This window comes from Variovorax sp. 05N34, assembly GCF_056397405.1.
The window spans coordinates 182,139-203,470 of the sequence record NZ_JBFTNI010000005.1 but is presented as its reverse complement, the minus strand read 5'-3'; the positions used below and the strand labels follow the sequence as shown (position 1 = coordinate 203,470).

Sequence of the window (21,332 nt, the reverse complement as noted above, 5' to 3'; positions counted from 1 at the left end):
GCGCGCGTTGGCCACCGATTCGTTTCAGCAGCGGCTCTATCGCGCGCCGTGCCCGGGCTGCGGCGCGCCGGTCGAATTTCGATCGGCGCAGTCGACCCATGCTGTGTGCCCCTACTGCCAGAGCACCGTGGTGCGGCAGGGCGAGACGCTCGCGCGCATCGGCAAGATGGCGGAGCTGTTCGATGACTTCAGCCCGCTGCAACTCTTTGCGGCCGGCCGCTTCGCGGATCGACCGTTCACGCTGGTCGGTCGCCTTCAGTACAGCTATGACAGCGCACGTTGGACCGAATGGATTGCCGCGCTCGATGCCGACCGCACCGGCATCCTGAGCGAAGACAACGGCGCTTACGTCTTCACGCTGCCGATCGCCCTGCAACGCCCTGCTCCGCCTGCGGAGGACTTGCGAGTCGGCGCAACGACAGCGTTCAACGGACAGAGCTACACGGTCACGTCAAACGAACAGGTTGCGCTGATCTCCGCGCAGGGCGAGTTGCCGAGGTTGCCCGAACTCGGCCGCCGATTTCCGGCCGTCGAACTGCGCAACGACCAGGGAGAGGTGCTCAGCCTCGACTACGACACGAATCCGCCTGGCGCGTATCTCGGGCGTGCGGTGCGTCTGGAGGACCTCCAGCTCACGGGATTGCGTGATGAATCGGCCAAGGAGGAGAGGGGCCGCAGCTTCAACTGCCCGAACTGCGGCTCGCCGGTCACACTCAACCTGGCCGACAGCAAGAGCGTCACCTGCCCTTCGTGCAACAGCATCATCGATCTGTCGCAAGGCATTGGCGGGGAGTTGCGGCACGCGTCGCAAGACGAACCCATCCAGCCGCTGATTCCGCTGGGTGCCGTCGGGCAATTGCAGGGCGTGAATTGGCAGGTGGTCGGCTTCCAGCATCGCATGGGCGTGGCGCCGGGCGATGACGAGCACTTCGGCTGGAGCGAATACCTGTTGTTCAACCAGAAGCGCGGCTTCAGCTTTCTCGTCGACGCGGAGGATGGCTGGAGCATTGTCAAGCCGACCACCGGCGCGCCGACGATGGCCGAAAACGGGTCGCGGGCAACCTACCTCGGCAAGGTCTACCTGCAGCAATATGCCTACAACGCCGAGACGGGCTACGTCGCCGGCGAGTTCTACTGGCAGGTCCAGCGCGGGCAGAAGACTTTCAACCGCGACTTCGCCGCCGGCACTTCGTTGCTGTCGATGGAGCGTTCTGCCAACGAGCTGACGTGGTCGGCTGGCAGCAGGGTCGACAGCGCCTCAGTGGCGGCCGCCTTCAAGCTCGATCGCCGCAAGGACATGTTCAAGCGCAACGATGCGTTGCCCGTGAGCGCGGCATCGAGCCTCGGATGCGGCACCATCATTCTGGTCATCGTGGTGATCATCATCCTGCTGATCATCCTGAGCACGTGCAGCGGTTCGGGCGGAACGGGCGGCACGCGCAGCGCAGGCGGCTCGTACGGCGGCTATTCGAGTGGCGGCGGCCACAAGTAATCAAATTTTTTCCGGAGGTCCTCTCATGACACTTGAATGGTTGAAGCCCGACGTCATCCTCGGATCGCTCGTCTATGCGGTGATCGGCATATTGGTCTTCTGGTTTTTCTTTCTGCTCATCGACAAGATGACGCCTTACGACCTCTGGCTCGAGATTGTCGAGAAGCAGAACGTGGCGCTGGGTCTCGTGGTTGCGGCGATGAGCCTCGGGATTTGCATCATCGTCGCAGCGGCGATCCATTGAGACCGAGCGAGGTCGCTGTGCCGGCGCATGCGGCCGCGAAGAGCGGCCCGCAGCCTGTCGAGGTCGCGCTGCTCGCCAGCGTGTTCGTGGTCGCGGCCTGCGGGCTGGTCTATGAACTCAGTGCGGCGGCGTTGAGCTCTTACCTGCTGGGAGATTCCGTGCTGCAGTTCAGCACGGTGATCGGCACCTACCTGTTCGCGATGGGTCTTGGCTCATGGCTCTCGCGCTATTTCGATCGGCAGCTGCCTGCGCATTTCCTGCGCATCGAACTGCTCGTGGCCTTGATCGGCGGCACCTTGCCCGCCGTTCTCTTCGTGGCCAACGCGTACATGCCAGGCGCTTTCCGGCTGCTGTTGTATGGGCTCGTGCTGGCCGTGGGCATGCTCGTTGGGCTCGAGATTCCGCTGGTCATGCGGATCCTGCGGCGCAATATCTTGCTGAAGGAACTGGTCTCGCAGGTCTTGACCTTCGACTACCTTGGCGCGCTTGCGGTGTCGATCGCGTTTCCGCTTTTGCTGGTGCCGCAATTGGGAATGATCCGCACCGGCTTGTTGTTCGGGCTGATGAACGCGGCCGTTGCGGTGTGGGCGCTCTGGCTATTTAGAGGCGAACTGCGACGGGTCAGGGCGCATGCAATGGCCTGCCTGCTGGTGCTGCTGGCGCTCATGGCTGCCTTCATCTTCGCGGAGCGCATCACGACGCTCGCGGAGGACAAGTTCTATCAAGACCGGGTGGTGTTCAGCGCGACCTCGCCCTACCAGCACATCGTGGTCACACGGGGTGCTTCGGGGCACCGTCTGTTCCTCAACGGGAACCTGCAGTTCGCGGAGCGCGACGAGTACCGATACCACGAGGCCTTGGTCCATCCTGTGATGGCCGCGCACGGGGCGCCCCGGAGGGTCGCGGTGCTTGGCGGCGGCGACGGAATGGCGGTGCGCGAGATCCTCAGATATCCCTCCGTCGAAAGCGTCACACTCGTCGAACTCGATCCGAACATGACGCGGCTCTTTACGGAGCACGAGACCCTGGCGGCGCTGAACGGTGGCTCGCTGAAATCGCCGAAAGTACGAATCGTCAATACCGACGCCTTCCAATGGCTCCAGGAGCAGGGCGAGACCTTTGACGTGATCGTGATCGATTTTCCGGACCCGACGAATTTCGCCATCGGCAAGCTCTACACGAGCTCGTTCTATGCGTTGCTCGACAAGCGCCTGTCGGCCTGCGGCTACGCAGTGATCCAGACCACGTCGCCGTTGATTGCACGCAAGAGTTTCTGGACGGTCGCCACGACCATCGAATCGGTCGGGCTTCATGCGACGCCCTATCACGCGCACGTGCCCAGCTTCGGCGAATGGGGCTACATCATCGCCAGTCGGCGGCCCTATCGCTTCCCCGAAACCTTGCCCGCGGGCTTGCGATTTCTGTCGACGGAAAGCTTGCCGTTGCTGTTCGACTTTCCGCTGGACATGGCGAGCGTGCCGACGCAGGTGAATCGGCTTTCGAATCAGGTCCTGGTCACGACCTACGAGCAGGAATGGGGAAAGCGGTGAGGCGCCGCGGGTTTCTGGGCGCGGTTGCAGGCGCGGCCATGCTGCCGGGGTGCAAGCCGTCAGACGAAATCCAGGGCGGCTTTGCAGGCATCGAAGTCGCACGAGGGCACGCACTTCGCGATGGTGCATTGAAAAGTGGTGACGCTCCGGACATCGTGCGTCGCACCCGGGTCGTGATCGCGGGCGGCGGTGTCGCAGGCCTGGCCGCCGCGCGTGCGCTGCGGCTCCACGGCATCGATGACTTCGTGCTGCTCGAACTCGAAGACACAGTGGGTGGCAACAGCCGGGGTGGCGCGGTGGATGGCATCGCTTGTCCGCTTGGCGCGCACTATTTGCCCCTACCCGGCGAAGACGCGCACGAGGTTCAGGACTTGCTCGAAGAACTCGGCTTGCGGCGCCGCATGGCGGGCCGCTGGGGTTACGACGAGCGCAATTTGTGCAGCGCGCCTCAGGAGCGACTCTTCTTTCGCGGCGCTTGGCAGGACGGGTTGCTGCCGATGGATGGCGTCGCCGCGAGCACGCCGGCGCAGTACCGCCGTTTTGCCGGTCGGGTCGATGCGTTGCGTCGAGAAGCGCGGTTCGTGATCCCGACCCTGCGGGCAGAAAGCGCGCCCCTGCTGCTCGAGTTGGACGGGCAAACTTTTCAGGCTTGGCTCGACCGCGAAGGCTTCACTGACCCGAACCTCCGCTGGTATCTGGACTACTGCTGTCGAGACGACTACGGCGCAGGCATGGCTTTCGTGTCGGCCTGGGCCGGGATTCATTACTTTGCCAGCCGCCACGGCTTTCACGCGCCGGGCAACGACAGCGCGGAGCCCGATGCTGTGCTGACGTGGCCGGAGGGCAATGGCTGGCTTACGCGGCGACTTGCCCAGCCTTTGGGCGAGCGGCTGAAGACTGGGCATGCGGTGAGCCGCATCGCGGAGCTCCGCGGGAGTGTCGAGGTCGACGCCTTCGATATCACGACCCGATCTCAGGTGCGCTGGCACGCAGAGCGTTGCATCGTTGCGCTCCCCGCATTCATCGCTGTGCGCCTTGTCGAGAACCCGCCCGAAGTATTGCGTCGAGCGGCGTCGGCTCTGGGCTACGCGCCATGGCTGGTTGCCAATGTCCATGTGCGTGAGCCGCTGGCAGACAGGCCGGGCGCGGCGCCGAGTTGGGACAATGTGATCTTCGGAACGCGCGGGCTCGGCTACGTGGACGCGCGCCACCAGACTCTGGACCCAACGCCGCGCGCCACGGTGCTGAGCTGGTATCGGCCGCTGGGGCCGAGCGGTTTCGATGGGCCTGACGGTCGGCGCCTGTTGCTGGACCGCGCGTGGTCCGATTGGCGCGACGAACTGCTGGCGGAGCTATCGGTCCCTCATCCCGACCTTGCGGGACTGGCAGCGCGAATCGACATCTCCCGATACGGCCACGCCATGGCGATTCCCGCTCCGGGCATGCTGAAGCAACTGGGCGCGCGCGACCGAATCGTGGCGGGACGCCTGGCCTTTGCGCACAGCGATTGGTCCGGCTACTCGATCTTCGAGGAAGCATTCACGCGCGGCCACCTGGCGGCTGCGGCGACCTGAGGTCCGTCCTTCAGCCCCGCATCAGCGCTTCGATCTCGTCGCCATCTACGGGCACGCCGCGAGAGATGAGTTCGCAGCCGGTCTCGGTGACGATCGCGTCGTCCTCGATGCGGATTCCAATGTTGTGGAATTGCTCCGGCACGCCTTCCGCAGGGCGCACGTAGATGCCGGGTTCGATCGTCAGGACCATGCCGGGGTGCAGGATTCGACTCGGCCGGTTCTTGATGATCTCGTTCGACAGCGGATCCCGGCGCTCGCTCACCTCACCGATCTGCGTGGGTTCGACATAGCTGCCGCAATCGTGCACGTCCATGCCAAGCCAGTGGCCTGTGCGATGCATGTAGAAGGGAAAGTAGGCGCGGTTTTCGATCACGTCATCCAGGCTGCCCACCTTGTTGGCGTCGAGCAACCCGAGGTCGAGCATGCCTTGCGAAAGCACCTTGACGGTGGCTTCGTGTGGATCGTTGAACCGTTGGCCCGCGCGGGTTGCCGCAACGGCGGCGTCCTGGCTCGCGAGGACGAGGTCGTACAGCGCGCGCTGCGGGCCGGTGAACTTGCCGTTTGCCGGAAATGTACGCGTGATGTCGCTCGCATAGCCGTCGAGCTCACAGCCCGCGTCGATGAGAACCAGTTCACCGTCCCGCACCGGCGCGGTGTCGGCCCGGTAGTGCAGGACGCAAGCGTTCGCGCCCGCCGCCACGATCGAGCTGTACGCCGGGTATTGCGATCCGCCCAAGCGGAATTCGTGCAGCAACTCCGCGTCCAGGTGGTATTCGCGGACGTCCTTGCCTTCACGCAGCATTCGCGCCGATAACTGCATCGCACGGACATGCGCCCTGGCGCTGATTTGCGCCGCCCGGCGCATCGTGTCCTGCTCATGCGCGTCCTTGACGAGCCGCATTTCATCCAGCGGGCCACACAGGTCGCGCTGTTCCTCAGGACAGAGCGCGCCGAAGCGCACGCGGGCGCGTACTGCAGAAAGCCATCCGTCGACCCGCGTCTCCAGCCCCTTGTGGGTGGCGAAGGGATACCAGACGACTGATTTGTTCTCCAGCAGCCGCGGCATCCGGGTGTCCAGTTCATCGATGGAGTAAGCCTCGTCGACCCCCAGTGCGGCCGGCGCGGCTTCGGGGCCGAGCCGGTAGCCGTCCCAGATTTCCCGCTCCAGATCCTTCGGTGCGCAGAACAAGGTGCACCGGCCATCACCCGACAGCACCAGCCATGCGTTCGGCTCCGTGAAGCCCGTCAGGTAATAGAAATAGCTGTCGTGCCGAAACAGAAAGTCACTGTCTCGGTTGCGCTGCCGCTCTGGCGCGGTGGGGATGATGGCGATGCTTTCGGCACCTATATAAGCAGAAAGATGTACACGTCGGGGGGCTTGATGAATTGGGGTCATAAGGTCACTATCCGATACGTTTGTAAGCAGTCCCTGGGGTAGGGAAAACACGAAGAAAGCAATTGCAAGAAGAATTGCCGTGTAGGACTACTCCCACTAAAAACCACCACTTCTTATTTCGGAGGTGTTTTTTTGTTCAATGTTCTAAATAAGAGCGCGATTCTGCTCGCGATAGGCGCTGGCGTGCTCACAGGTTGTGGTGGAGGAGGAAGCGGCGGCGGGGGCGGTATTGCCGCGACTGCCGTCAATGCGGCAGTGACACCCGACGCGGCCAATGCGTCGGCCCCCACAGTCTCGCCTGGCGGCACGGCACTCGGCGCTAGCGCGGCTTCGACCACGTTCTGTTCGACCGAAAGTAAAGACATCGTGGACGCATCTTCCAACATCGTGGCTGCGCAGTACACGGCGATGGCCAAGCAACTGAGCAAGGATGCCGGCATCGCGTACCGCTACGGTCCCGACGCGGCGTCTTGCGGAACCGCCAACACCGGTCCCGCCCTGGCCAAGCGCACGGACACCAAGCTTACCGACCCCGCGCAGAACGTCCCGTTCTACTGGTCGGTGGGCGGGCCTGTTTCCGGCGATCCGGGGCTTTTTTCCACCAACCAGGCCAACATGCTCTTCGCGGCCGACAATACGAGCGAACGCGTCGGCGTGGCCCTGTTCCAGGCTTCGGCGTACGTCTACAACGTCTTCGCCCAACTGCCGCAACTCCCATGGCAGATCTATCAGAAAGGCCAAGGCATCGACACCCCGAACGTCATGAACTACAAGGCGGCGGGCATCACGAGCGGCGATCCGGTGGCAATGGGCCGCTGCTATGGCCGCACGGGCTTCTGCGCGGAAGCCGTGGTCGCCTTCCAGAACGGCGTCATCGGCAGTGTCGGCACCAACACGGCGAGCAACAACGCGACGACCACGCTGGGGCCTAACAAGGTGCCGACGGGTGTCGCGGTGACCAATAACAACGAGTTCGCCCTGATCACGGTGTGGGACACCGTCGCGCTGAAGGGCCAGGTTGCCGTGGTGGCGCTGGCGGGCCTTTGCGATGGCTGCGATGCCATGAATGGAGCGGCGCACACCGTCAACGGCGTCTCATACGCGGCTTGGCATGACTGGTGGGGCGAATGGACGAGTCCCTACCCTGGCTTGCCCAACATGGGCAACACCGCTTTCATGAAGGTGCTGGGCTATGTCGATCTTCCTGGCATGGCGGCGCCTACCGAGATCTCGGTGACCACCGGCATGGACCAGTTCGACACAGTGCTTCCCAACGGCGCCGGCTTCATGGGATCGGCCAATTCGCCCCTGACCAGCAACTGGCAGAAGTTCGCCAAAGGCGGCAGCGACTACCGCAGGTATGCAAAGGGCGGTGTGGCGGTGGTGGTTTCCAAGTCGGAGCAGAAGGCTGCCTTCATCGACCTGAAGCCGCTCTTCAGCTACATCAACGGCGTGTATTTCAGCTCGAACGTCGGGTCCACCAGCAACCTGGGGCAAGGCGCCAACCAGTGGCCCTTCATCTCGGATGCAGCGACCCAGATGCCCAAGGTGGTGAAGACCGTGTCGCTGGGCGGCCGCCCGACGGCCGTGAAGACGACGGTCCTCAGCAGCAATCCGCGCGCATGGATTGCGACTCAGGACGGCACGTTGCACATCTACAGCCTGGACGGCTATGCACCGGGCGGCGCGGACAGCTCGCCGGCAGCCAGCGCCATCGCTGAAGTGGGCACCGTCAGCGGCATCGGCCGCAACCCGACTTCGCTGGCCACCTCCAAAGGCGAGCCGAGCAACTGGAGCGGAGAGCCCCTGAACCAGCAGGTGATTGTGGGATCGCGCGGCGACAACAAGATCTCCTGGGTGCGTTTTGCTGCCGACGGGAACAGCGGTGGCATCGTGCGGACCATCCAGCACAACGAGCTGAAGGACCTGATTGCCGTGGAAGATGCCGACAACTTCGCCAACGCGAACAACGTGGTGAGCGTGACGGACTACGCTGGCAAGGCAGTGCGCAACTACCGCTATGGTCCGGTGATCTTCTCGGACGGCGGTGCGTGTCCCAAGCCCAATGGCTGCTCGGTCAATTCGACCAATGGCAGCGTCGCTGAATACGGCGGTGCCATGACGGTGCCTGGCAAGCCATTCCAGGTGTCGACCGTCAACGTCCCCTGACGCGGATTCGAGACTTCATGCAGCAAACGGCCCGCCTCATGCGGGCCGTTTTTTTGTGTTCAGTTCAGTAAGCCGTTCGGGCGTGCCGACATCGGCCCAGCGCCCGCTGTAGCGCTCGGCACTGACATGCCCGTCCTTCATGGCATGGCGCAAGAGCGGCGCCAGCGCAGCCTTGATTCCCTCAGGATTGCCCCTTGGGATGTCGCAATAAGGCGGGGCGAACAACTCGGCGCGGTACAACGCAATCGTGGAGAAGGTGTCCTTCTGTGCCGATACGCTCAGGGCGCTCCCGTCCGGCGCGATGCCGAAATCGCCGTTCGGGTTGTGCGCAGGATTGGGCACCAGCCATAGATGCGCCAGCCGGCCGCTGGCCGCAAAACGATCCACCGCCGCTTGCGTGAACTCGAAGTCCGGAGCGAACACATCTCCGGCAACCACCCAGAAAATTTCTCCGAGCAAAGGCAAGGCCCGTACGATGCCTCCTGCGGTTTCGAGCGGGCCGCCGAAATCGTGCCCTTCATGCGAATAGGCAATGGTGGACGTTTCGAATCGCTGGCCAAAACGCACCTGTATCTGATCGCCAAGCCATGCCGTGTTGATCACGAGTCGGCCGAATCCTCCCGTTGCGAGCGCTTCCATGGGCCATTGCATGAGGGGCTTGCCTGCGACCTCCAGCAGAGGCTTCGGCGTGGTGTCGGTCAAGGGCCGCATGCGCTCACCGCGCCCTGCGGCAAGAATCATCGCGCTGACTGCTGGAGTCGCTGAAGTGGCTGGAGTCGTCATGCGGCCTCCGCCCGGATCGCTCCGCGCTGCAGCGCATGCCGCTCGACGTGCAGTGGCAGGAAGAGTGCCTCCAGCGAACCCATCAGCGCATGCGCCTTGGCCGAATGATCAGCGCCGAAGTTGCAGACGTAGACGTCGAGCGTGACGCTGCCTTCCTCGGGCCATGTGTGCACGCACAGGTGCGACTCCGCGAGCAGCACTGTGGCAGTCACTCCGCCCTCGCCCTTCGGTGTCGCCGGAAACGCATGAAAAAGCCGCCCAACCACCTGCAGCCCCGCGGATTCGGCCGCTTCGGCACAGGCGGTGCCGAGCGCATCGGCGTCGACAAGCCAGCGCGTCTCGCAGCGGCATCGATGGAGATCGGCAGTGAGGTGCAGTCCATGCATGGGCGGCACTCTAGCAGCCCTCCGCGCTTCGTTCGAAGTGCACCGACCTCGGCCGCTAAAATGCCGGGTTCCCCCTAACTTGCTCCCAGGAAGCCACAGATGGCCAACCAAGCCTTGATGGCCAACGCGATTCGCGCGCTGGCAATGGATGCCGTACAACTCGCAAACTCGGGGCATCCGGGCGCACCAATGGGCATGGCCGACATGGCTGTCGCGCTATGGGGCGAGCATCTCAAGCACAACCCCACCAATCCACACTGGTTCGATCGCGACCGCTTCGTGCTGTCGAACGGCCATGCGTCGATGCTCATCTACGCGGTGCTGCACCTCACGGGTTACGACCTGCCGATCGACGAGCTGAAGCACTTCCGCCAGTTGCACAGCAAGACCGCCGGCCACCCTGAAACGGGCATCACCCCCGGCGTCGAGACCACCACCGGGCCGCTGGGCCAGGGCATTACGAATGCCGTGGGTTTTGCGCTTGCCGAAAAGCTGCTTGCGTCGGAATTCAACCGCAAGGACCACACCATCGTCGATCATCACACCTACGCTTTCCTTGGCGACGGGTGCCTGATGGAAGGCATCAGCCACGAAGCCGCTGCCCTCGCCAGTGCATGGAAGCTTGGCAAGCTGATTGCGCTCTACGACGACAACGGCATTTCGATCGACGGTCCGGTCAAGCCCTGGTTCGTCGACAACACCGAAGAGCGTTTCAAAGCCTACGGCTGGCGAGTGATCGGGCCGATCGATGGGCACGACATCAAGGATGTGTCGAAGGCGATCGAAAAGGCGAAGAAGCACGACGATCGGCCCACATTGATCATCTGCAAGACGCAGATCGGCAAGGGAAGCCCCAATCGCGCCAACACGGCCAAGGCGCACGGAGAGCCGCTCGGTGCGGACGAGATCGCACTGACGCGCAGCGCGCTCCAGTGGAGCCACGCGCCCTTCGACCTGCCAGCGGCCGTCTATGAGGAATGGGATGCCAAGGCAGCCGGCGCCAAGGCCGAGGCCGAATGGAATGAAAGATTCGCGGCCTATGCGCAGTCCTTTCCCGATCTCGCGGACGAGTTCACGCGCCGTATGAAGGGAGAGCTGCCGAAGAACTTCCATCAGACCGCCTTCGATACGGTGGTGGCCGCCCACACCAAGGCCGAGACGGTCGCGTCGCGAAAAGCATCGCAACTCGCTCTCGAAGCCTTCACCGCCGCATTGCCCGAGTTGCTCGGCGGCAGCGCCGATCTCACCGGCTCGAACCTCACCAACACCAAGAGCACGCCCAGCCTGCGCTTCGATGCCAATGGCGCCGTGATCCGCAGCGAAGGCAACGAGCAGTTCCCTGACGGTCTGCCGGGCCGCCATATCAATTACGGCGTCCGCGAGTTCGGCATGGCCGCCATCATGAACGGCTTGGCGCTGCATGGGGGCTACATCCCTTACGGCGGCACCTTCCTGACTTTCAGTGATTACAGCCGCAATGCCATTCGCATGGCCGCGCTGATGAAGCAGCGCGTGATTCATGTCTTCACGCACGACTCCATCGGTCTCGGCGAAGACGGCCCGACACACCAGTCGATCGAACACGCTGCCTCGCTTCGCCTGATCCCGAACCTCGATGTCTGGCGCCCCGGCGACACGGCCGAGACTGCCGTCGCCTGGGCCGTGGCGCTGCAAAGCGCAAATCGTCCGACCGCACTGCTGCTGTCGCGCCAGAACCTGCCCTACTCGCCCAAGTCGGATCTGAGCGACATCAGCAAGGGTGCGTATGTGCTGTCTGAGCCGGCGGCAGTCGGGCTCAAGAACAAGAACGTGAAGGCCGTGATCATCGCGACGGGCTCCGAAGTGCAATTGGCCCTCAAGGCGCAAGAGCTGCTTGCCGCAAGGAAAATCGCGGTCCGCGTGGTTTCGATGCCTTCGACCACCACCTTCGATCGCCAGGACGTCGCCTACAAGACCAGCGTGCTGCCGAGCGGCACCCTGCGCATCGCCGTCGAAATGGGCGCCACCGGTGGGTGGTGGAAGTACGGCGTCGCGGCGGTGGTCGGCATCGACACTTACGGCGAATCGGCGCCTGCGGGCGTGCTGTTCAAGCATTTCGGGTTCACGGCAGAGAACGTGGCTGCCACGGTCGAAGCGGCGCTCAAGCGCTGAAATCGATCGCCCTTTCGGTTTTCATCATCCAGGAGCAAATGACATGGCTATCAAACTCGGCATCAATGGCTTCGGTCGCATCGGTCGCAACGTGCTTCGCGCGGCGGTGCAGAACTTCAAGAACGACATCGAGATCGTCGCGATCAACGATCTGCTCGAGCCGGACTACCTGGCGTACATGCTGCAGTACGACTCCGTGCATGGCCGCTTCCAGGGCGAAATCAACGTCGAGGGCAACACGCTCATCGTCAATGGCAAGAAGATTCGCCTGACGCAGGAGCGCGACCCGGCACAACTGAAGTGGAGCGACGTCGGCGCCGACGTCGTGCTCGAATCCACCGGCCTCTTCCTCACCAAGGAGACGGCGCAGAAGCACATCGACGCCGGCGCGAAGAAGGTTCTTCTCTCGGCGCCGAGCAAGGACGACACACCCATGTTCGTCTACGGCGTGAACGACAAGAAATACGCGGGCGAGGCCATCATCAGCAACGCCAGCTGCACGACAAACTGCCTGGCGCCGCTTGCCAAGGTCGTGAACGACAAGTGGGGCATCAAGCGCGGCCTGATGACCACCGTGCACGCAGCTACCGCGACGCAGAAGACCGTCGACGGCCCGAGCAACAAGGATTGGCGCGGCGGCCGGGGTATTCTCGAGAACATCATTCCGTCGAGCACCGGTGCAGCCAAGGCCGTCGGCGTGGTGATCCCCGAGCTCAACAAGAAGCTCACCGGCATGAGCTTCCGCGTGCCGACTTCCGACGTGTCGGTGGTCGACCTCACTGTCGAGCTGGTCAACGCGGCGACCTACGAGGAAATCTGCGCTGAAATGAAAGCCCAGAGCGAAGGCGCGCTCAAGGGCGTCCTCGGCTACACGGAAGACAAGGTGGTCGCCACCGATTTCCGCGGCGACCCGCGCACCTCGATCTTCGACGCCGACGCTGGCATCGCCCTGGACGGCACCTTCGTCAAGCTCGTGAGCTGGTACGACAACGAGTGGGGCTACTCGAACAAGTGCCTGGAGATGGTTCGCGTGATGGCGAAGTAAGGCGGTTTCGAGCACTCACCGACAACGCGCCCGAGGGCGCGTTTTTTCATGGTGCCTTAAGAAAGCGCTTGGAGAGCTGGCGAGTCGTTGAGACGACGAATCGATGCAGCCGGACGGCCAACGTTTTCGCACCCGCGGATAAATCGGGCTCAAGGGACTCGATGGCTGCTTCCGTTGCGTCAGGCAGCTTGTTGGCGAGTTCTTCGGCAATGGCGAACAGGAACCCCGAGCGCATATTGAATGCTTCGGCGAGCGCCATGATGTTCGCTCGCGACATCGTACCGGGCGTCGTCTCGCCGCCGATGGAGAAAGCGAAGTGCGGTGACAGTCCGGGATAGATGCGGGTGCACATCAAGTCGTAGAACGGCGTGAGCCTCATGCCAGCGCCAGGCACCCGATAGAGCGACAAGTTCTTGGCGTGGCTGTCGTTGTTGCCGACATAGAGGTTGAAGAACAGCCAGGCGACGAAGTTCTTCAAGTCCGACGCAGGTTGCGTGCTGTACCGGCGAATCAGTTCTGCGCAACGTGCTGCACCGGGGCCGCCTTCAATCTCGTATTTTTTCTCCGACACTGTGCCGGCCAATTGGCACAAGTCGTACTGCAACAAGCGACCCAGGGTGCCGTCCGCCCGGTCGAGGCGGTCGAAGCGCTTGACAACGCAAGCCTGGGTGGTCGGCTCATAGAAGACTTGCGCTGTCGGCAGCCCGCACAACGCCGAGGTGCGCATCATCACAGCTTCGTTGGCCGCCGAATGCCAGATCTTGGCAATGCGGCGGATGTCCGGCTTGAGAATGTGCGTGGACGGAGAAGTGCCCTGAGGAAGTCGCGGCAATCCATCGTCGAACAATGCGATGGAAGCCTTGTCTTGGGCGCCGGCCAGCGACACTCGGGCATGGTTGCCTTTGATATCGATAGCGGCAGCTGACTTGCGCCCCAGCATCAGCGCGAGGGCCTGCCAGCTCGTTGTCTCATAGGAAGGGGGTTCGGGTCGCTCCCCACCCGGGAGAATGACGAACCCGCCGGCGGTGTCGCCCGCGACTTCGTGCAGCAGCGAGAACAACGTGGAAGCCTTCTTCTGCTCTGAGAGATAGGCGCGCAGTTCGCCTTCGGGCAGCAGGTTTTCCAAGAACGCCTGCACGGCCGCCGAGGATTGATGCCCTGGAGAAAGGTCTATGGCGGCGACTTGCAGCCGCTCAGCGCGGGCGAGCCATTCAGGCGTGTACTCGAATTCGATGGGGGAACTGTCGTGGACTACGGCGACGTGCTCTTCGCCGAAGAAGACGTCCAGGCTGTGCGGCCGGGCCATCAAATGCCACCGGAGGTTCGGGGCCGCACCACGACTTCCAGTCCCAGCAGGTCAAGCACATCCAGCGCTTTTTGCAGTTGGACCGTTGGCTTGCCGCCCTCCAGATCCACGATGAAACGGTTGCCTGTATTGCCCAATCCAGCGATGTCCAACTGCTTGAGGTTGAGAGAACGGCGGCGCTGGCGAATCAGTTCGCCGAGATCGGCAGTAGAACGGATGACGGCATCCGTGTCTTGTGAATTACCGATCGGTAACGATGACTTTGCTCCAGGCATTGTTGCTCCCACGAATTACCTGTCGGTAATTCTGCCGCGACGCCGCACTCAAAGTCAATAAAAATTACCGATCGGTAACTGATCTATCGATGCGCTATACCGGCTCAAGCACATGGATCAAGCGGCTCTCCGTCCAGTCTTTCACCTTCGCTCCATAGGCGGCCATGTGTGGCGCTGCCGCGTGCGCCTGCAGGTCCGCGAGCGTTTCCCACTTCTCGATCACCACGAAGGTGTCCGGTCCGAATGAAGCGCGCGAGGTCGGCACGCCAGCGGCGTCCGCGGTCGCGGTGTATTCGATGCAGCCTTTTTCCGCGAGAACCGCGGCCCGATTGGCGCGGTAGGCCTCGAGGATCTGCGCGCGTTGGCCGGGTTTGGCGGTGATGACGGCGACGACGTGAATCATGGGCGAATGCTCCTTGGTTGCCTGGATGATGGACCGTGGAATTTACGAGGAACAGGCGCCTTCCGCCTGTCGCATCGGAGGCCGGCCGACATGAGCCGGCGTTCAAATCTCCAGGAGCGTGTCGGGTTGGGTCCTGTACCAGCCGCGGTCGGGCATCTCGTGCCAATGATGAAGGCTCACCCCCCGCGTTGCGAAGCTGAGGGCGCCGCGCCGGCTCAACGCCTCCGTCAGTATCCGGCTGAGGCGCTGCCGCGCTTCGATGCTGATGGAGACGAAAGCCGACTTGGTGTGTTTGCGCTGCGCCGCAGGCGTGCTCTGCCCGACGATCCGATCGAGCACCTGGGTCGACACATGGTTCAGGTTCCCCGCATTGGGTGCCTGCAGCAGGCAGAGCTGCGACGGAAGATCGACACCCAGCCGCTCGGCAAAGGTCGCTCCCGCGTCGAGCGCCTGAACGCCCGCCCTTCCCGTGAGCAGAACCCCCTGCCCACCGAACTCGCCATAGAGCACCGCGCTTGATTCGTTCTCTGCCGTGGTCGTGGCATGAGCGCGCAGACGTTCGCGCGCGTAGCGTCGGGTCCAGCGGTCCAGCAGGTGAACAAACTCGAGAAGCCGAGCGATCCGCTGCGAAGCGCCCTCGCCGGGGCCATCGAATTTCCCATCGAACTTCGCATTAAAGGCCGGCAGCAATGCATCGACATACCAGTCGTGGCCGGGAGACAGGACGACGAAGGGGCCGACATTGGCGCCGGCAAAAGGTTCGAACACAGGGACACCCCGCGATTTGGCCAGGCTCTCGAGGGCACGCGCCGGTCCCATGGCGCTCCGCAGCCGCCTCGAATAGGCCCAGGGCCGCTGCATCCACAACTCGCCGACTGTCAGTTTGCCGAGAACCACCGGCAAGCCGTCCATGTGATCGCTCGCCGGATGCGAACTCACCAGGTAGTCCACATGAGACGTCATGTACAGGTTCTGGATGTGAGCCACCATCTGCGCGCCTGAGAGCGCCGTGCCGGCGTCGTAGACAAGCACCTTGTAATCGCCCGGTTGGCCCCAGCGGACGCTGATGGCTGCGCCGCCTGACTTCACAGGCAGGAAATCGACCTCATACCCCATCCAACACTCCCTGACCTTGACCATTTGTTCGCATCGCAAGGCGACGCACTGGTTTTGTGCCGAAAGTCTAGCGAGCCGCGGTCATCGAACCTTGTAGGATTTGCATCATGTCGATTGATGCAGTTCGTGTTTCGTTGGGGGAGTTGACTGCCATCAAGGCGGGCTATCCCTTTCGCGGCTCCATCGAGGAGATTCCTGGAGGCCCGGTCCGCGCCGTCCAGATGAAGGACGTGCATCCTGCCGCCGGGGTCCGATGGCAGACGGTGGTGCGGACGCGGCTCACGGGACGCGGCGATGCCGACTGGCTGCTCCCAGGCGATCTGCTCTTTGTGGCGCGGGGCAGCCGCTTCTATGCCGCCTGTCTTGATGAACCGCCTGAGCATGCAGTTTGCGGGCCTCATCTTTTTCATCTGCGCCTCAAGCCTGGGAGCCCCGCGATCGCGGCCTTTCTCGCCTGGCAGATCAACCAGCCGCCTTTTCAGCGAGCGCTGCAGCGCGCGGCCGAGGGTTCGAGCCAACTGAGCGTGCGCCGGCCGATGCTCGAAGCCATGCGCGTCAGCATTCCTTCTCTGCCCGATCAGCAGCGCATCGTCGAACTGGTGCGGCTGGCCCACCGTGAGCGACACCTGCAGGCCCTGCTCATCCGCAATCACGAGCGCCTCTTCGAATCGATCGCCGAGGAACTGGCAGCGACCCCATGACAAAAACCACAGGGAGAACATGAAACAACCCACCATCGAGCAGGATGCGATCAATGGCGCCGTGTGGACCGCTTGCGAAACCCTTCGAGGGATCGTGGACCCGGGCATCTACAAGGACTACGTCCTGACCTTGCTGTTTCTCAAGTACGTGTCGGACGTCTGGCAGGAGCACTACGACGGGTACCTCAAGGAATACGCCGATGCCGAACCGGGGCTCATCGACGAATTGCTCAAGACCGAACGCTTCGTGCTTCCGCCGAACGCCAGCTTCTACGCGCTGCACGCGGCGCGCTATCAGCCCGGCAATGGGGAGCGCATCGATCGTGCGCTGCATGCGATCGAAGACGCCAACCTATCGAAGCTGCGCGACATCTTTCAGGACATCAGCTTCAACGCGGGCAAGCTGGGGGACGAGCAGCAGAAGAACGACATGCTGCGGCAGCTCCTCGAAGCTTTCGCCAGGCCCGAACTCGACCTGAGCCCCAGCAGGGTCGGGACGCTCGGCGTGGTCGGCAACGCGTACGAATTCATCATCAAGCGATTTGCCTCGACCAGCGGCAAGAAGGCCGGCGAGTTCTACACGCCGCCGGAAGTTTCGGAGCTCCTCGCGCGCTTGATGGACCCGCGGGACGGCGATGAAGTCTGCGACCCCGCATGTGGATCCGGTTCGCTGCTGCTTCGGTGCGGCCGGCTCATCCGAGAACGCAGCGGCATGCGGCGCTATGCGCTCTATGGGCAGGAGGCCATAGGCAGCACCTGGGCGCTCGCCAAGATGAACATGTTCCTTCATGGCGAGGACAACCATCGCATCGAATGGGGCGACACGCTCCGCAATCCCAAGCTGGTGGTGGGCGACACGCGGCTGCGACGCTTCGATGTCGTCGTCGCCAACCCACCGTTCAGTCTCGACAAGTGGGGCCATGAGAGCGCCGAGAACGATCGCTTCGGCCGCTACCGCCGCGGGCTGCCTCCGCGTGGCAAAGGCGACTTCGCCTTCATCCTGCACATGGTCGAGACCCTGAATCCGCGCACCGGGCGCATGGCGGTGGTCATGCCGCATGGCGTTCTTTTTCGCGGAGGCGCCGAGCGCGCGATCCGTCGAAAGCTGATCGAGGAGAACCTGCTCGACGCGGTCATCGGCATTCCTGAAAAGCTCTTCTATGGCACCGGCATCCCTGCCGCAGTGCTGGTGCTGCGCAAGGACAAGGCCGACGACAAAGTCCTTTTCATCGACGCCAGCCGCGAGTTCCAGCCTGGCAAGAACCAGAACCTGCTGCGCGCGGCCGACATTGAACGGATCCTCGCGACCTATGCCGGGCGTGAGTCTGCTGACAAGTACGCCATCCTCGTCGCTCCCGACGCCATTGCCGAACAGGACTACAACCTCAACGTCGGCCGCTATGTCGACAGCACGCAGGCTCCACTCCACGTTGACCTCGACGCATTGCGGCGCGAGCGGATCGAACTGAAGAAGGAGTGCGCAGGCATTGAAGAGGAGATGGCCGGGTACCTGAAGGAGCTCGGGTATGACTGATGACGCCCGCCTGAGTGCGTTGCGCATGCTGTGCAATCTCGACTGGCGCTACCTGAATCCGGCGGCGTGCCTCGAACTGCGAGGCGGCGCGCGCGAAGTTCTGGTCAAGCGCTGGGTTGTCGAGTTTCTCCAGACGCGCCGGTTTGAATACAAGGGCGCTCACCACTCGCTCTCCGCTGGCGCCATCGATCAGATCCTGCGCGAACTCGCCACGCTCGGGTTGGGAGACGGACTGCTCGCCGCCAACCAGCGGCTCTATTCGAGGCTTGCCTACGGCGTCACGGTCACCGAGTTCATGCCCGACGGCAAGAAGCATCAACCGACCATCGCGATCATCGACTGGGACGACCCCGCCGCCAATCGCTTCGACGTGACAGAGGACCTGAGCGTGCTTTCGCAGGGCAGCGGCAACCACCGCGCGCCCGACGTCGTCGCCTACGTGAACGGCATTCCGCTTGTTGTGATCGAGTGCGGGCGCCCCACGGTGCGTGAAGCCATCGAGCGGCACCTGCGCAATCAGCGCGACGAGGAAGTGCCGCATCTCTTTGCATACGCGCAACTGCAGATCGCCATCGGCCCGACCGATGCCTGCTATGGCACCACTCGCACACCTGCGAAATTCTGGTCGAGATGGAACAAGGAAGAAGAGTTCGACGAAGCGCACGTGCGCTCGCTGAAGAATGCGACGCCGCCGTCCGAGACGCTCGGGCAGCTCTTGCAAGGAAAGTCCTCCGCGCTGAGGACCGGGCTCGAATCGCTATGGGCTTCGCCGCTGTCGCCTGATGCGGCCGACCGCCTGCTGGTCAGCCTGCTCACGCCTTCGAGACTGCTCGAAGTGCTGCGCGGATTCATATTGTTCGACCGCAAGCTGGGCAAGATCGTGGCGCGCCCGCCGCAATTCTTCGCTGCGGGTGCGCTGCTGAAGCGCCTCGCGTCCTTGCGAGCCGATGGTTCGCGCAAGGGCGGCGTGGTCTGGCACACCGCAGGGTCGGGCAAGAGCCTCACCATGGTGTTCTTGGCCAAGGCATTGCTCTTGAACGAAAACTTGAAGGACTGTCGCATCTTCGTCGTCACTGATCGGGTCGATCTGGAGCATCAGCTGGCGCGGAATTTCGTGGCGAGCGATGCCTTCGGTCCATCCTTCGGCGCGCACAAGGAAGGCGAGCGCAGCAAGGCCGTCACGGGCCGGGATCTCGCAAGGCGCATTGGCAGCGGCGCCGAGCGGATCACCTTCGCGCTGATTCAGAAGTTCAACATTGCGTCGCGCTTGCCCGAATGCCGAAACGAGTCGGCAAACATCATCGTGCTGGTCGACGAAGGCCATCGCAGTCATGGGGGCGAAACGCACGAACGCATGCGCAGGGCTCTGCCCCGTGCGGCCTTCGTGGCCTTCACCGGCACACCGCTGCTGAAGCACGAGAAGACGACGAAGAAGTTCGGGCCGATCATTCACGCCTACACGATGCGCCGCGCGGTCGAAGATGGCGTCGTCACGCCGCTGCTCTACGAAGAGCGTGTGCCCGAACTCAAAATCGACGCGAAGGCGGTGGACCGCTGGTTCGACAAGATCAGTGCCACCTGCGGCGCGAATCAGCGAATCGATGCGAGCAAGCCATGCGCGGCGCGTGGAGTCATCCACGGCGCGGCCGGGCGCATCGAGCTGATTGCGTGGGACATCGCGACCCATTTCAGCGAAAACTTCAAGAAGTTGGCGCCCGGGCTGAAAGGCCAGGTCGCCACCGCCAGTAAGCGCGATGCAGTCCGCTACAAGAAGGCGCTCGACGCGACCGGGCTCGTCACCAGCGCCATCGTCATCTCGCCGCCCGACGCGCGCGAGGGCGACTTCGATCCCGACGATGATGGGTTGGCAGAGGTGCAGCATTGGTGGCGCCACAACGTGCTCGCAAGTGCGCACAAGCCGGCGGAACACGAGCGACAGGTGCTGCGTGGCTTCGGCACCGACGCCGAACCCGATCTACTCATCGTCGTCGATCGGCTGCTCACAGGGTTCGACGAGCCGCGCAATGCCGTGCTCTACATCGACAAGCCGCTCCAGAGTCATGGCCTCATCCAGGCAGTGGCCCGCGTGAATCGGTTGCACGACGCCAAGCGACACGGTCTGTTGGTCGACTATCGCGGCGTCCTCAAGCAGCTGGATACGGCGATCAGCGACTACCAGGACCTCGAGGAGCGCACGCAGAGTGGGTTCGACGCCACGGACCTCGTCGGGCTATACACGCCGGTGCATGCCGAATTCAAGCGACTGCCGTCGTTGCACGCGTCGATGTGGTCGTTCTTCGATGAGGTCGCCGATCGCGACGATCCCGAGCAACTGCGGCAGGCGCTGAGCGCGGGAGTTCGCGATGACTTCTCCGCAGCCGTCAATGCCTTCGGACAATGCTTGAGGACGGCGCTGTCCTCGCGCAGCTTCTTCGAAGACCCGCAGTTTTCGGAAGAGCAGGTTGCCCGCTACACGCAGGACTTGCGCTTGTTGCGAAATGCGCGGCAGACCGCTCAACGCGATGCCATGGAGACCGTCGTGGACAGCGAATACGACAAGCAGATCCAAAGGCTTGTCGACGCATGCATCGAAGGCAGCACGGTGCGCGAACCTGATGCCGTCTATGCAGTGAGGCAGTCTTCCCACGGCGATGCGGCTGATGCTTGGCCTGAGCAAAGGACGCGCCGTGAAGCCGCGTTGATCAGGACGCGCCTTCAGAACACCATTGCGCACGAACTCGTCGAAGATCCGTACGCGCAAAAGGTGTTGTCCGGCTTGCTCAAGAGCGCAATCGAAGATGCAGAAGCGCTCTTCGACAGCCCGCGAAAGCAATACGCCCTGCTTCGCGAGTTCGAGCGAAGCGTCGACCTTCGCGCAGTCCCTGGCATGCCCGACGTGTTGTCAGCCAACCCGCGGGCCAGGGCATTCTTCGGCGCCATCCTGATGGCCTTGGGCGATGAAGCCGCCGCGGGGCTCGATGCATCGGCGCGCCGCGGCTATATCGACCATGCGCTCGCCATCAGCCGCCTCGTGGATGACGCGATGGCTGAACACTCGCTCGATCCGCAAGGCTTCGAGTCCGCCGTCCGCAGGGATTTGCTGATGCGCTTCCATGCGTCGCTGGGCCTCAACAGGGCCAACGCCGTGATCTCCCATGTGCTTCAGATCACCCGCGCTGGTAGAAGCCGGAGCGCCTGACGATTGCG

17 protein-coding genes are annotated in these 21,332 nt (G+C 63.1%); 10 read left to right on the top strand and 7 right to left on the bottom strand.

All coding sequences use genetic code 11. From position 1 onward, the window contains the following. The first annotated feature begins 7 nt into the window (after positions 1 to 7). Genes AC1DMA_RS15600 through AC1DMA_RS15585 form a run of 4 tightly spaced genes read left to right on the top strand, consistent with a single transcriptional unit; the run spans position 8 to position 4,860 of the window. Positions 8 to 1,492 (top strand): DUF4178 domain-containing protein, encoded by a 1,485-nt coding sequence (locus tag AC1DMA_RS15600; RefSeq protein ID WP_478144769.1) that lies wholly within the window; start codon positions 8 to 10, stop codon positions 1,490 to 1,492. A 25-nt stretch (positions 1,493 to 1,517) separates the two neighbouring features. After that, positions 1,518 to 1,736, top strand: a complete 219-nt coding sequence (locus AC1DMA_RS15595; protein ID WP_478127550.1) for a DUF350 domain-containing protein — start codon at positions 1,518 to 1,520, stop codon at positions 1,734 to 1,736. Positions 1,737 to 1,753: 17 nt separating this feature from the next. Continuing rightward, complete coding sequence (locus AC1DMA_RS15590; protein WP_478144934.1) at positions 1,754 to 3,286, top strand: polyamine aminopropyltransferase; 1,533 nt, start codon at positions 1,754 to 1,756, stop codon at positions 3,284 to 3,286. After that, complete coding sequence (locus AC1DMA_RS15585; RefSeq protein ID WP_478144768.1) at positions 3,283 to 4,860, top strand: FAD-dependent oxidoreductase; 1,578 nt, start codon at positions 3,283 to 3,285, stop codon at positions 4,858 to 4,860. The genes AC1DMA_RS15590 and AC1DMA_RS15585 overlap by 4 nt, the downstream gene beginning before the upstream one ends. A 10-nt stretch (positions 4,861 to 4,870) precedes the next feature. Here the strand turns inward: AC1DMA_RS15585 and AC1DMA_RS15580 are convergent, their stop codons facing one another. Continuing rightward, positions 4,871 to 6,256 (bottom strand): aminopeptidase P N-terminal domain-containing protein, encoded by a 1,386-nt coding sequence (locus AC1DMA_RS15580; RefSeq protein WP_478144767.1) that lies wholly within the window; start codon positions 6,254 to 6,256, stop codon positions 4,871 to 4,873. A 366-nt stretch (positions 6,257 to 6,622) separates the two neighbouring features. Here AC1DMA_RS15580 and AC1DMA_RS15575 point away from each other — a divergent pair, with 366 nt between their 5' ends. Next, positions 6,623 to 8,425: a hypothetical protein gene (locus AC1DMA_RS15575; RefSeq protein WP_478144766.1), complete on the top strand. Its 1,803-nt coding sequence runs from the start codon at positions 6,623 to 6,625 to the stop codon at positions 8,423 to 8,425. Between the two features lie 36 nt (positions 8,426 to 8,461). Here the strand turns inward: AC1DMA_RS15575 and AC1DMA_RS15570 are convergent, their stop codons facing one another. Together AC1DMA_RS15570 and AC1DMA_RS15565 are read right to left on the bottom strand one after the other, a co-directional pair. Then, the gene (locus AC1DMA_RS15570; RefSeq protein ID WP_478144933.1) at positions 8,462 to 9,166 is read right to left on the bottom strand and encodes a nucleotidyltransferase family protein; all 705 of its coding nucleotides are present in this window, start codon (positions 9,164 to 9,166) and stop codon (positions 8,462 to 8,464) included. Positions 9,167 to 9,204: 38 nt separating this feature from the next. Continuing rightward, a complete protein-coding gene (locus tag AC1DMA_RS15565) occupies positions 9,205 to 9,594 on the bottom strand; it encodes an S-adenosylmethionine decarboxylase family protein (RefSeq protein ID WP_478127546.1) in 390 nt (129 codons plus the stop codon). Between the two features lie 99 nt (positions 9,595 to 9,693). Between AC1DMA_RS15565 and tkt the strand changes: the two genes are divergently transcribed. Together tkt and gap are read left to right on the top strand one after the other, a co-directional pair. Further along, on the top strand, positions 9,694 to 11,745 hold the full coding sequence (gene tkt / locus AC1DMA_RS15560; RefSeq protein WP_478144765.1) for a transketolase: 2,052 nt from the start codon (positions 9,694 to 9,696) through the stop codon (positions 11,743 to 11,745). Positions 11,746 to 11,788: 43 nt separating this feature from the next. After that, positions 11,789 to 12,790: a type I glyceraldehyde-3-phosphate dehydrogenase gene (gap, locus tag AC1DMA_RS15555; protein WP_478144764.1), complete on the top strand. Its 1,002-nt coding sequence runs from the start codon at positions 11,789 to 11,791 to the stop codon at positions 12,788 to 12,790. A gap of 46 nt (positions 12,791 to 12,836) precedes the next feature. Here gap and AC1DMA_RS15550 read toward each other — a convergent pair whose 3' ends face one another. The 4 genes from AC1DMA_RS15550 to AC1DMA_RS15535 form a co-directional block, all read right to left on the bottom strand. Beyond that, positions 12,837 to 14,096: a HipA domain-containing protein gene (locus tag AC1DMA_RS15550; protein WP_478144763.1), complete on the bottom strand. Its 1,260-nt coding sequence runs from the start codon at positions 14,094 to 14,096 to the stop codon at positions 12,837 to 12,839. After that, positions 14,096 to 14,371 carry a helix-turn-helix domain-containing protein gene (locus tag AC1DMA_RS15545; RefSeq protein ID WP_478144762.1) on the bottom strand — a complete coding sequence of 92 codons (276 nt, stop codon included), beginning with the start codon at positions 14,369 to 14,371 and terminating at the stop codon, positions 14,096 to 14,098. Before AC1DMA_RS15545 ends, AC1DMA_RS15550 begins: the two co-directional genes overlap by 1 nt. A 94-nt stretch (positions 14,372 to 14,465) precedes the next feature. Continuing rightward, positions 14,466 to 14,774 (bottom strand): putative quinol monooxygenase, encoded by a 309-nt coding sequence (locus AC1DMA_RS15540; protein ID WP_478127541.1) that lies wholly within the window; start codon positions 14,772 to 14,774, stop codon positions 14,466 to 14,468. A gap of 102 nt (positions 14,775 to 14,876) precedes the next feature. Continuing rightward, complete coding sequence (locus tag AC1DMA_RS15535) at positions 14,877 to 15,890, bottom strand: ComEC/Rec2 family competence protein (protein WP_478144761.1); 1,014 nt, start codon at positions 15,888 to 15,890, stop codon at positions 14,877 to 14,879. A 107-nt stretch (positions 15,891 to 15,997) separates the two neighbouring features. On the opposite strand from AC1DMA_RS15535, the gene AC1DMA_RS15530 reads away from it, so the two are divergent. The 3 genes from AC1DMA_RS15530 to AC1DMA_RS15520 are packed head-to-tail and all read left to right on the top strand — an operon-like array spanning position 15,998 to position 21,324. Further along, positions 15,998 to 16,591 (top strand): restriction endonuclease subunit S, encoded by a 594-nt coding sequence (locus AC1DMA_RS15530; RefSeq protein WP_478127539.1) that lies wholly within the window; start codon positions 15,998 to 16,000, stop codon positions 16,589 to 16,591. A 19-nt stretch (positions 16,592 to 16,610) separates the two neighbouring features. Further along, on the top strand, positions 16,611 to 18,125 hold the full coding sequence (locus AC1DMA_RS15525) for a type I restriction-modification system subunit M (RefSeq protein ID WP_478127538.1): 1,515 nt from the start codon (positions 16,611 to 16,613) through the stop codon (positions 18,123 to 18,125). Beyond that, on the top strand, positions 18,118 to 21,324 hold the full coding sequence (locus tag AC1DMA_RS15520; protein WP_478144760.1) for a type I restriction endonuclease subunit R: 3,207 nt from the start codon (positions 18,118 to 18,120) through the stop codon (positions 21,322 to 21,324). Before AC1DMA_RS15525 ends, AC1DMA_RS15520 begins: the two co-directional genes overlap by 8 nt. The last annotated feature ends 8 nt before the right edge of the window (positions 21,325 to 21,332 follow it).